Here is a 12,637-nt window from a genome sequence, read left to right on the forward strand (position 1 = left end):
TTAATCTACAGCTAAATTAATAGCAATGTGTAACACTAAAAATGACCTGAGTCAGTACTAGATTTTTTTTGTAAATTATTTGATAATTAACTTAGTAATGTGTTTCGATTTAGTGAATACATCGTCTCTTTTTAACCTACTATTAGTTGTTCACTCATGGTCTCATAAACTATCTATATTCAGGGTTTTCAAATTCCCATCGTTTCCCATCATCCCATTCTTCTCTAGAATTTCCATAGTTAGGGTAGCCATCTTGTTTTTTTAATGTCGAAGCCAAATGGAGTAAATTATACGTCATAAACGTTGTATTTCGATTGGTAAAATCGGAATCGGTGCCTAATGGTGGAGAGATTTTCTTTCCTTTCCATTCGGTATCACCGTAACTTGGTCCTGGACCTACCTCGCCAATCCAACCCGCATCGGCTTGTGGCGGAATGGAATATCCAATATGTTGTAACGAATATAAAATGCCCATGGCACAATGTTTCACACCGTCTTCGTTCCCCGTAATAATCGTACCGCCTACTTTTCCGTAGAAAAGATATTGGCCTTTATCGTTCGTCATTCCGCTCATTCCATACAAACGTTCAATAAGTTTTTGAGCGATAGACGATTTTTCACCCAACCAAATTGGAGTACCAATAATTAGAATATCTGCAGCACTAATTTTTTTGAAAATTTCAGGCCATTCATCTTTATCCCAACCGTGTTCTTTCATGTCTGGATACACTCCCGGAGGGACAGCATGATCTACCAAACGAATTTCTTCAACCGAAACGTTCTCTTTTTCCATAATAGTTTTCGCAACCTGAAATAGGCTGTCAGTATGGCTACTTTTTGGTGATTTTTTTAAGGTACAATTGATAAATATGGCCTTAAGGGTTTTAAATTCTGGACGTGTCATATTGGGTTCTTTTATTGAGTATCTAAAATTAGATGTAAGTAAATTACTAATTAAAAGATGAAGTATTGCTTCGGAATGTACGCATTAACAACACTTTAATACTCCTTTTTGATAACATTTAGAGTATACCACCAAATATCCCTAAAAAACGATTAATTGTTGCTAACTGAATGATTTCAGAAAGAATACATACATCTGTTACAACGCTTTTTTTATTCTGAAACCTCTGATTTTATAACTATTCTATCAGTAAATCGGACAATGAATTTTCAATACTTTTTAGTGCATTTAGTATGGTTACATCTTTGGTATTTAAGAGTGCCTGAATGCATTGAAGTTGCTTAATTTCAATTTTAATGTATCTCGGACTGTAAATTAATTCGAACACTTCTTGGTACTGATTCATAACACTATCCTTCAAAGCACCAATTTTAGCTTTGTTGTTTCGTGTCATCAATAATAAGGCAAGGCTTATTTCAGCTTTTCCGATGAGGATAGATAAATCTGAATCTGTTTCTTTATCTTCTTCAAGTTCAGTTACGAGATGCTCAAGAAATTCTTCAACACGCTTGTAAGGAGCAAAGACTCTATTTCTTTTCAAACATTTGTCTAAAGTTTTATCTTTATTCAGTTTAAGAATCGTTCCTAAATACACAAGATTTGAAATCGCATCGAGATACACACCACTTAGTTTTTTAGGCTCTAAAAGAATTGATTTTTCATAAGCGTCGAATGCTTTTTGTAATTTTTGAATCTGATTGTCTTCACTCACAAATTGAGCGCCAATTTTATAAGAGTTTCCAATAATATTTAAACGTGTCGCGTTGATGCCAATTAGGTTGAGGTTTTCAATTATTTGTAAATCTTCGTCTAATTCTTCTTTTTCCAAATAGAATGTAAGCAGTGTACAATATTGTTTCAAAGCTTTCATTGAAAAGTTTCCGTCGCTGTATTTAAATAGTGCTACAAACTTGTTGTATGCTAGCTCAAACTCACCAATTTCATCATAGATTAAAGCTTCCCATTCTAAAATAGCGCCATTAATAAGGTTCGCTTTTTGGGCTTTTTCCATGATGGCAGAAAGTTTCAGTTTAATGGCAGCGCTGGTTCTTTTGCCATTCCGTATGGCGACAAATAAATTGTCCAGATCGGTGCATACTTGCGATGCAATTACATATTCATACGTTTCTTCTTCACTTCTTTGACGGTCATCGAATTTGTAAAATTGATTTCCGTAACATTGATACGCTCCCCATGTATTTGTACTTGTATGTTTTTGGTAGCATTCGGTTCTTGCTAATTGTACAGAGCGACCAAAATCATACCCCGCTAACATTCGGTCGTAAAAGACATCTGAAAACGTTTCAGCAGCACGGTCGTCTAGTGCCCAACCTGCAATGACAATGGCTTTAACGCCCATTTCAATAAGTTGAATGCCTACGTTGGCAGCGAGTTTGTAGCGATCTCTAGTCAATGCATCATCTTTCGCTCTAATTTCTCCAGAGAAACAGCAGTTGATAAAAACAAATTCAGGAACGTAGCCCAATTGTTTTAGCATCGCCGGATTAATAAAAATTCCGTCACCAATCGCAATACCAACTTCTCCTTTTTCGGGAGCGTACAAGCCATGTCCAGCGAAATGTAAAATTTTATATTTTTCTGTAAAAAGTTTTAGCATTATGGACGAGGATTTCCCGTTAATCAATGCTTCTGTATTAAACTTGTTTGCGGAAAGTTTTTCTCTAATCCTTTCAGCTTCAAACTTAGCGGCTGGCAACTGCGGAAGTCGATCTTCTTCATATAGTGGATCTCCAATAATCAGGGCATTTTTATTACTAACAGCCGTTTCTATCATTGCATCTGCATTTTCAGTAACAAGTTGACGAATTAAACCAGAGCTAACCGCTGCCGGAATTTCATCAGAATTGGAATCGTAGAGCATTTCCCATGGTAATTGGGCAGCATCTTTATCTAATTTAAAGACAACATTGTTTTTATTTCGAATAATATTTTTAAACTCATTCGGAAACAGTAATTCAAAAAGTGCCTTCGATAATTGTTTGTCAAGTCTCGTCGTATTGGCTACTTGCTCAAGAAGCAATTGAATTTGATTGTACCCAACACGGACTTCTTCTTTTTCAATTCGGGCGTAACTGTTTGACGAATTAAACGCCAATCCGACCACTCTTTTTTCCAGTTTGTTGTCACCGACAAAATCTTTAATACTAACAATATCTAACGAGCTCCACCAATTGTATGTGTCTTCTTTAAAAATTCGTTTCTTTTTGGCACTTTGCTTTCGAACAACACCTGGACGAATATCGATAGAAATTCGATCGTCAGAATTTTTAATAGTATTTAAGCTCCAATAGGCTTCACTGGCGATCGATTCGTAATAGTTTACAAGTTCTATTTCTTTAATGGTTTCCAGTCCTTTGGTATCTTCAGCTAAGTATTTATTTGCTTTTGAAACTCCGAGTAATATACCTCGTATGGAGTCTTCAATTGCTAGTTTTCCGTAGCCAATTGCAATAAGAATGAATGAAATTCCGTGTGCGTATTTTTTTGCCTTCGGAAGGGTATAATTATCTCTCATAAACATCGCATACTTTAAAACAGCAGCTTCAACAGTTCTTGAAAGTAAATAAGGGGTAAGTTCGTTGGTGTTTCCTAATCCGCAAATAATGGCGCCTTTTGGCTTGGTGTTCAAATTGAAGAAAACTTCACTTTCACTTATTTTTCCAGGATAATTTCCAATTCCGTGGCGTTGCGATAAACGACCATTTAAATAACCATCTAATGCTTTTTCTGCGCTATAAAGTGCATCACGATAGAAGTGCCCTACCATTACTGGGAAGCTGGAAATATTAAGATCTCCATTAATAACACTCACTTTAATTGTTTGATCTGAAGTGATTACTGCTGGAGGTTTTATTCCGAAAATCTTATTCGTCACGGCGTTTAAATCGTGAACAGGTTCTGCGTATTCGTAAACTTCAGAAATAATTTCCCCCGCTCTAGATAAAGGTTTTTGGTTGGGTATTTTAGTGGTAACTCCCGTACTGATTAATTCTGAAATTCCATCAAAAATGGAGGCGTCGTTGGCCAAATCACCGTGCGTAATATTACTGTAATAAAGATGATTGGGGTCGAGTTGTTTCGGAATTCCTGTCGCCCAAGTAACACTTCCGTCTCCTTCATTTGTTGCCAAATAAACCAATCGCTTTTTACTAGAAAAGTGACGGTCTTTTAATTTATAATTATAAACAGTCTTGTCGTCTTGACCGCAGATATAGTAGACGTTTTTAAAATCCTCATTACTTAACTTCGTGACAAAGTTGAGTACCTTTCCGTGGAACTTTCCATACTCCTCAAGTGATTGTTTTTTCTTTTCAACTTCGGGCATGTCATTTAATCTCGCTTCTTCTTTTAAGTCTTCCCAGAATTTAACATCCGAGAAATCTGGCGATTTGTCAATTTCAACAGGTAAGAGTTCGAAAATACCAGGATATTCCCAAAAGATGGTAAGCAGGTCTTCACGATTGTTTTTAAAATCGATCATTGCGAGTTGTTTCACTCTTCCGCTATGTCCTGTAAGTACTTCCATAATTAAATAGGAGCCAAGCCAAGGCGTTCCTAATAACAGAAGTTTATTATTAGTGTTGTTTTTGAAAGTATTCCAAACAGCAGCGTGATCTATCATCACTTCGCGAGTCACCAATCCTCCCATCGAATGCGCAATAATATGAAGGTTGATTCCTTTATTTTGTAAAATATCTTCCATTCGCGATTTCAAATCAACCGCTGCTTCCGACAATGATTTCCGCCAATCAAATGGAAATGTAATCACATCATAGGTTTTTGATAAGTGGGTTGCTAATTTGTCGTAGTAATCTTTAATCACACCGCTGGCTTTTACTTTACCAGAATTGATATGAAGGTTGTCCTTAATGGCTCCTTTGTTCATTAATTTGATGTCTACCCATTGATCGGTTCCATTTTTAGCAAGGGTAGAGCCCATGATTCCAGGGATGAGAATCACTACATCTCGGTTTCCTGAGAAGGTGTCATAATTTACGCCGTCTAGTGAGAACAGGCCTAAAATAACCCCTCTTTTTCCTTCGGAAAGTAACGTATGATTAAACAATACGGCAGGTTTAGAAGGGGAAGCTTCTAGTGCTTGATAAATAGCGTTTCGAGTGTTTTGGTTTCCGAAGTAATTAAAATGATTGGTTTCGCTGTCTTTCGATAGATAGTTGTAAATACCGCTTGTTCGAAGCATTCCATGTGACATTCTATTGGTGTCAACCACCCAATCGTTTGCCGTTAAGTAAAACATATTTGCCAAAATTACTTTCAGCGAATTCATTGTAAAACCTCCAACTTCGGCATCTCCTGCAATATTGTACAAATCACTTTCTACAACATTGGTCGAGCTGTTGAGCATTTTCTGAAAATACGAGTCAGGAACCATGCTGGCAAGTCCGGGCATCACTTCAGGATCTGCTTTTTGCGCAATAAGTTCTAGAAGAAATGATTTAACAATGGCATATAAAGGATTTCTAACCCCAAGCGCTAGGCCAATTCCGTTGAGCATTAAATTGAAAAAATGATCTACGCGTCTGGAAAGAATCGTTGTTCCGCTAGAAGGAGCCGCAACACGGACTACTTTCCCTACGGTAATTTGTTTTTCTTTAGCGAGGGCATTTAATGTCAACATAAGTTTATACGACGTTGGATCATTCTTTTTAACCACGCTCAACTCATCGTTATTGAATCCTTCCGAAGCATTTCTTGAATCACATTTCGTTAAAACATCGGCTACTAAACCACCTCTTGAATGACTTAAAATATCTATTGAAATTCCTTTCGGACAACTGGTTAAAAAGTCAATTGCATTTTGAATCGGACTTACGGAAAGTGTTCGGTGTTCGAGGGCTATAACTCTTGACTGATAAAGGTTGTAAATTTGTTCCCAAAGCGGGTTTTCACCTTGCTGAAGCTTTTCGAAAGCATCTTTAGTAGTAGATAAAGTACCGTGAACCAATACCAAATAAGGAGCACTCTCCGTCAAACTAGTTGCTATGCTGTGTAAACTAAAATCTTTGTCTACCTTAAAAAGTCCTGGATTGGGTTGTGTTTTTTCATCATACACCTGCGCTAATTTTTCACCTGCTATTTTTGCTGCTTTCGATGCTGCTTTCGGTTTTAAAATGCTTAGGGTTTTAACCAGTATATTTTTAATAATACCTCTATTTTGGTCGATTGTAGCAAGGTTGGCTTCAAAAAGGTACGTATCGCCAGCAGCTCTTTTTTTAGTTGAAAGTCCGTAGATTTCTTGAACATCGCCCGGATGACCAATCCATTCTGCGCCATCATCAAACGACATCACAACAATAGAATCATCATCAAACTCGAGATCTATAAGATCACTAGCAGCTCTGGAGGTAGAAAGCTCTACCGATTTAACCGTAACAAAATCGGAATAGATTCCCGAAGAGAAGGTATTATTTTGATTCTCTAAATTTCTTTCCTTACCAAAAACCTGTGCCTTTTTCATAATAATAAGAGGTAATTTACGTCTTGAATTTTGTCTTTTTCCTGAAAAAATGACGCGTTCTAAACGAATTTCATTAAACAATGTAAATAGTAACGAAGCAACAAGGCATCGTTATTTGGGGAGAAAACTTAGAGTGTGTTTACAGCAGAAATACCTTCTGTACACTCAGAAATTATAATTTTTGGGGGATATATAAGCAATTAATAACGTAAGCTATGTTGTTGAAATTTGTTGCTTGTTGTATGAATCGTAGTGTATTGGGTACATACTTAATTACATATTCATAAAATAGTAGGTACAATTTAATACTTTATTTAAAATAAATAACAAGTTTTGATTTCAAAATTCAGGATAATGAGCATCTATTCTTCGGAATACTTAAAATAATGGCTGTGAAGTTATTATAAGTTTATATTAAAGTGAATTTAATATAAAAATATGTATCCTTTAAAGAAGTTTTCGACTCTTAGGTATTGCTTAAATGATTGAAGGTATCTTCTGTAACGTGGTCTGAAAACTGTTTCAACAGCAACTTTAGTTTGGGATTGATAAACGTTTCGCAAAAAGGTTTGTTAGGATTTTTTTGATAATAATTCTGAATGGCCTCACGGGAAGCTTTAAATTCTGAAAAAGAAAGTACTTGAGTCACCAAATTTTGAGTAAAATCCTTCTGAAGCTTTTCAATACTACTTTTAGCTTCTTTCTGTTGTGCTTCGGAAAATGTATAAATAGCAGAACGGTATTTGGTTCGCATGCTATGATTGGAGGTACTTTTGTGCGTGTATAAATGAATCTCGATGAGGGTTTGAAGCGAGATTGTTTCAGCAGAAAAAGAAACAATAACGGCTTCAGAAAAAGAGGAGTATTCTCCTGTAGCAGCGACATAACCCTGTTCTACTTTTTCAACCCCTTTTAATGATTGAAAAACAGCTTCTGTGCACCAATGGCAGCCGCCACCCAATGCAATTTGTTGTGTGTTGATTCCGATCATTTATTTCGTCTAGTTTCTAAAAAACTTCTCTGTACTACTTTTCAATAGTAACCCCTTTCCAAAAAGCGACGTGATTTTTAATGCCTTTTGCCAAGGCAGAAACTTCTGGATAATACCAAGCGGCATCTTCATTTTGTTTTCCGTCAACAGTAAGCGTATAATATGAGGCTTCGCCTTTCCAAGGACAGGTTGTGTGGGTGTTTGTAGGTTTAAAATATTCTTTGTTGATACTGTCATGAGGGAAATAATGATTGTTCTCAACAACGAGTGTTTTGTCACTTTCTGCAATGACTTTGTTGTTCCAAATGGCTTTCATAGTTTTATTTTTTACTGAAACGGCAGCCTTTTTTAAATTGCCACGTTTTTCTTGTTATGTAACATATTTATCTCCTACAGTTTTCTTTTTTGAAATAAAAGCTGCAATAGGAAAGTGTCTTTGTCGTAAGGATAGTGGTTTTATTACAGTAATCCCGCAAATACAGAATCCTATTTTTATTTTACGAAAAAAAGAGTTTGTCTTGAAATCAGTAAAAAAACTTTATGACTAGAAACGGGTGAAGGTTTATGAAGAGGAAGTCGTCAGTTCGAGCAGAGGTGAAAATTAAAAAAGCTATACATTTAGAAAGTGTCTAAACGCATAGCTTTTTATTGAAAAGTGAAAAAGATTAATTCTCTTTTTTTCCTCTTCTTTTCGGTTTTGGGGCATTGTCAAATTCTTCTTCTGAAATGAAACCATCTTCATCAGTGTCGATAGTTGAGAATTGTTCCTTCAATCGACCTTTTACTTCCTCTTCGGAAAGCATTCCGTCTTCATCAGCATCCATTTTTTCTAGAAGCTGTTCGTAGGTTGCTTTTTTTGGTTTTTTATCTCCTCTCGATTGTGCGGTTGAAGTTGTAATTCCAAAGAAAATAAAAGCAACTGCAACGATTCCTGTTTTGAAATTGATTGTATTCATCATTAAATTGTTTTAAACGTTTGCTCTTTGACTCCAAAAAAGGAGAAAGGATTTATTTGGACGCTACTTTTTTTAAAAATAGCTTATTGAAATATTTAGGTTACTCAGCTTGTAAGGTCTTTACATCGGTAATTAACTGTGCGATTGAAGCTCTATTCAACCCATTATAAATACCTCTAATGTGTTTGTTTTTATCGATCAGCAAAAAGTTTTCAGTATGTAAAAAGTCGTCAATACTTTTGGGTACTCCTAAATCATTTTCTACAAAATAATGATCTCTGCCCAGCTCGTATATTTCCATCTTATCTCCTGTAACGAGATGCCATTTGTTAGCGATTACATCGTGATTTTTAGCATATTCTTTTAAAACCGGCACCGAATCTGTTGAAGGCATTACAGAATGCGACAGTAAAAGTATGTCCGAATCATTTTTGAACTCGTCTTGTACCTTGTTCATGTTCTCTGTCATTTGCGGACAAATCCCAGGGCAAATAGTAAAGAAGAAATCGGTAATGTAAATTTTATCTTCAAAGGTTTTTTGGGTAATTGTATCCCCCAATTGATTTACCAATTTGAAATCTGGAATTTTATGAAAAGCCATTTCATCTTCAGAACCTGGTATCAACCAATTTGGGGTAAAAGATTCTTCATTGTAATAGGGTAGGTATTCAGTTCTACTTGTTTCAACCACCGTAGTATTTTCCTTTTTGATGTCATTGTTACAACTTGTAAAAACAACAAGCAACAGACCTACCAATAGGCTATATTTTTTTATCTCTAATAACTTTTTCATCTTCTAGTTTATAACATGAATTTGCTCTTCTCATTCCAAAAATCCGTCCGTTCTTGGCTTCATAATTAATATATAGGCTGCCATTTTCTAGCCATGCCTTTTGCATTCCATCTTCTTTTCCATCGAGAAGATTTCGTTGCTTAGCCAATTGACCGGTAGCATACCATTCCTTTTCAGTACCTTGTTTTATTCCGTTTACATAATTTGATTGGGCTGCTAACTGGCCATTTTCCCACCAACTTTTATAAACGCTATCCAAACGGTTGTTCTTATAATAGGATTCTATTCGTAGCACTCCATTTTCAGACCATTTTCTGGCGATACCTTCTCTTTTACCTTGATCGTACCCAATTCGTTCTGCGAGGGTGTCGTTTGGATAAAACCGTAAAGAATAGCCAGAAAACACCTCACCATTATAATACCATTTCCCTTGTATTTGGTTAAGTTCTAACTCCTTTTTTAACACTTCAGTCGTGTTGATTGTCACTGCTTTTTCAGAAGTAAGAACCGTGTCGTCTGCTGTTGCTTCTTTGCAATTAGCAAATAACATGAACGTACCGAGTATGAGGAAAAAAGTTTTCATAATTAATGTTAATATCCTTGATACGGACCTGTAAATGCAATGTATGATCCAGTATTAGAATACAATTCGTTTATAATATGGTAGTGATATTCTTCTTCACCTTCAGTGTACTGTGTGGTTGATGTATGACCACCAGATGCATCTAAATCTGTTGGATATGTTCCTGTAGCATCACATTTTCTTCCGTAAAGAAAAACACCGTCTAATAAAATCCCTACAAGATTCTCATCATCGTTAGAGAAAGCTTTAGGTTCTAAGTGATAGTGATAGACTCCAGGGCCGATGTGGGCTCCTGTCCAATCTAAACTTGCCGCTGCTTGATCTAAAGCACCATTTCCTTCTTGATCATTAAATATAGAAGCACCACTCACAGCAATACCAATCGTATTTAACTCAGTAGAAACGGTACTTCCAGATAAATTTGGCGTCGCATCCACAGTAATAGTCACTGCATTGTTGTTAGAAGACATAATAGAAGGTGTTACTTCTACATCTGGCTCATCTCTGTAAAGTGCATGACCTTCACCCCAATATACTGTCTCGTGATTTGGTAATCCAGTAGTTTCTATTACCACGTTTGCCCCATCTAAATAAATTGTGGTTGCTTCCGTATTAAAGGCTGAAAATGCCGCATGTAATTCTGTGGCTATCGGTTCGTCAGATTCATCTGTTGTGCTGTCGTCGGTACTACAAGCTGTTACAATAAGGATGCTTGTAATGAACGCAAACGATAAAAACAATCTGTTTTTTTATATCGATTTCTTCATAGTGGTTTGTTTTAAATGTTTAATTAAAATGATATTTCTTGGTAAAGCTAGGGAAGATTTAAAGTTCTTTTTTCTTAATTCTGTGAATGACGCTTTATATAAAGTCAAATGCTATTAGTTTCCGTTAAAGCGAAAAAACATGTGTAAACACAGTGGTTGAGCTTTTATAGCTACTAAGTTTTAAGTGAATCACGACTAGTTTTATGTGAGTGTTTTAAGCCATTCAGTAAATAGCCGTTTACAACCGGTGTAATCCCCCTTATTTTGAAATTCATTCCTTTTTTTTTGTTTTAATTTGCCGTTTCAGGGTCAAAGGTTTTTAGTAATAAACTGTTTTAAGACTACTGAAATGACATTTACATGAAGAAACAATTCTTTCATTTATGGTTACTGTTTTTTATGGGATTCTTGTTAATGAGTTATTCCGAAGAAAAACGATTACACATTATCATTCAGCCACAATTTTCTTCGGAAAGAGTCGCTGAAAATACATGGTATGTGACTGAAAACAATGATTCGATACAATTTTCGAAGCTGAGATTTTATCTTACAAATTTTGAAATTGAAAAGAAAGATGGAACAAGGTATAGCATCCCAGACAGCAATTTTTTAGTAGATGTTTTTTCAGAAGAAACCTTGCAGCTAAAGTTTCCTGACGTTTCGTATGCTAAAGGAGACGAACTACTATTTAATATAGGTGTTGAAAAAGAAATGAATACCGCTGGTGCATTGGCAGGTGCTTTAGATCCTTCTAACGGAATGTATTGGTCGTGGCAAAGTGGGTATATTAATTTTAAACTAGAAGGAAAAAGTCCAAGTTGCGCTTCCCGAAAAAATAAATTTCAGTTTCATATTGGAGGTTATACCGCACCTTATGAAACGACAAAACGCGTACACTTCATTTTAAACGCGCCCAATGAACCAATTACGCTTCCGCTTCAGATAGATGCTTTCTTTAAAAATATTCAGTTAAAGGATGAATATCAAATCATGATTCCTGGAGAAAAAGCCAGTGTTATTGCAGCAACTCTTCCGAAGTTATTTTCAGTAAATGAATAGAATAAAAACTTATAGCATTTGTTTCGTTGGCATTTTTATATGCTGTGGCTTTGCCGTGATACAACATAAAGAAGTTTTGTTCGACTATCCTGAATATTGGCCAAAACCCGCTTATGATTTCTCTAAACTTTCAATGACGGAAGAGGAATTTCAATTGGGAAGGCATTTGTTTTACGATCCTATCTTGTCTAGAGATAACACTATTTCGTGTGCTTCTTGTCATTTACAAGCCACAGGCTTTACACATGTAGATCACGATTTAAGTCATGGAATTGATGGGAATATTGGTACACGAAATTCTATGACACTAATGAATTTGGCTTGGAGCACTTCATTTATGTGGGATGGAGGTGTAAATCACATCGAAGTACAAGCGTTAGCACCCATTACAAGTGAAGATGAAATGGACAACTCTTTAGAAGCGATTGTAGAAAAATTAAATGCTTCAGAAAAGTATAAAACACTCTTTTATAGGGTTCATAATGATAGTGTGGTAACCGGACAAAAAACCTTGTTGGCACTTACCCAATTTGTAGTGATGTTAAATTCGTACAATTCAAAATATGATAAATACATCCGAAACGAAGCTGGTGGCGAGTTTACGGCTCAAGAAAAAAATGGGTTAGAACTTTTCAGAACTAATTGTGCGTCTTGCCATAAAGAACCTCTGTTTACAAGCCAAGATTTTAAAAACATTGGTTTGGCAGTAGATACGACTTTGAATGACTTCGGAAGAATGGGAATTACAGCAAATAAAAGTGATTCATTGAAATTTAAAGTACCTACGTTACGAAATATTCAATTTACATCGCCATACATGCATGACGGTCGATTTGAAACCTTACAAGAAGTATTGCAGCATTATACAACTGGAATTCAGCAGAGCAATACATTGGCTCCTGAACTTAAAAACGACATTCTATTAACTCCCAACGAAAGGGTCGATTTACTTGTTTTTTTACGAACACTAAGTGACACCGACTTTTTATTTAACAAGCGATTTAACTATCCTAACAATTATTAA

Annotated in this window: 10 protein-coding genes; 2 read left to right on the forward strand and 8 right to left on the reverse strand. The window is 35.8% G+C overall.

The genetic code is table 11. The features are described 5' to 3' along the window. Positions 1–169: 169 nt before the first annotated feature. The 8 genes from BLQ00_RS06945 to BLQ00_RS06980 all read right to left on the reverse strand — a co-directional run bounded on the left by BLQ00_RS06945 (position 170) and on the right by BLQ00_RS06980 (position 10,527). The gene (locus BLQ00_RS06945) at positions 170–904 is read right to left on the reverse strand and encodes a flavodoxin family protein (protein ID WP_093142374.1); all 735 of its coding nucleotides are present in this window, start codon (positions 902–904) and stop codon (positions 170–172) included. Positions 905–1,142: 238 nt separating this feature from the next. Next, positions 1,143–6,464, reverse strand: coding sequence for a CHAT domain-containing protein (locus tag BLQ00_RS06950; protein ID WP_139149367.1), 5,322 nt, complete (start codon positions 6,462–6,464; stop codon positions 1,143–1,145). A 466-nt stretch (positions 6,465–6,930) separates the two neighbouring features. Next, the gene (locus tag BLQ00_RS06955; protein WP_093142379.1) at positions 6,931–7,455 is read right to left on the reverse strand and encodes a peptide-methionine (S)-S-oxide reductase; all 525 of its coding nucleotides are present in this window, start codon (positions 7,453–7,455) and stop codon (positions 6,931–6,933) included. Between the two features lie 34 nt (positions 7,456–7,489). Further along, positions 7,490–7,771 carry a DUF427 domain-containing protein gene (locus tag BLQ00_RS06960; RefSeq protein WP_093142382.1) on the reverse strand — a complete coding sequence of 94 codons (282 nt, stop codon included), beginning with the start codon at positions 7,769–7,771 and terminating at the stop codon, positions 7,490–7,492. A gap of 349 nt (positions 7,772–8,120) precedes the next feature. Beyond that, positions 8,121–8,414 carry a CREC-EF hand family protein gene (locus tag BLQ00_RS06965; RefSeq protein WP_229792611.1) on the reverse strand — a complete coding sequence of 98 codons (294 nt, stop codon included), beginning with the start codon at positions 8,412–8,414 and terminating at the stop codon, positions 8,121–8,123. A gap of 97 nt (positions 8,415–8,511) precedes the next feature. Then, positions 8,512–9,204 (reverse strand): SCO family protein, encoded by a 693-nt coding sequence (locus tag BLQ00_RS06970; protein ID WP_093142387.1) that lies wholly within the window; start codon positions 9,202–9,204, stop codon positions 8,512–8,514. After that, on the reverse strand, positions 9,173–9,787 hold the full coding sequence (locus tag BLQ00_RS06975) for a toxin-antitoxin system YwqK family antitoxin (RefSeq protein ID WP_093142389.1): 615 nt from the start codon (positions 9,785–9,787) through the stop codon (positions 9,173–9,175). Before BLQ00_RS06975 ends, BLQ00_RS06970 begins: the two co-directional genes overlap by 32 nt. 8 nt (positions 9,788–9,795) lie before the next feature. Beyond that, positions 9,796–10,527 (reverse strand): YHYH protein, encoded by a 732-nt coding sequence (locus BLQ00_RS06980; protein WP_093142392.1) that lies wholly within the window; start codon positions 10,525–10,527, stop codon positions 9,796–9,798. A 387-nt stretch (positions 10,528–10,914) separates the two neighbouring features. On the opposite strand from BLQ00_RS06980, the gene BLQ00_RS06985 reads away from it, so the two are divergent. Beyond that, positions 10,915–11,613 carry an MbnP family protein gene (locus BLQ00_RS06985; protein WP_139149368.1) on the forward strand — a complete coding sequence of 233 codons (699 nt, stop codon included), beginning with the start codon at positions 10,915–10,917 and terminating at the stop codon, positions 11,611–11,613. After that, positions 11,606–12,637, forward strand: a complete 1,032-nt coding sequence (locus BLQ00_RS06990; protein ID WP_093142397.1) for a cytochrome-c peroxidase — start codon at positions 11,606–11,608, stop codon at positions 12,635–12,637. Before BLQ00_RS06985 ends, BLQ00_RS06990 begins: the two co-directional genes overlap by 8 nt.

Source organism: Ulvibacter litoralis (genome assembly GCF_900102055.1).
GTDB classification, from domain to species: domain Bacteria; phylum Bacteroidota; class Bacteroidia; order Flavobacteriales; family Flavobacteriaceae; genus Ulvibacter; species Ulvibacter litoralis.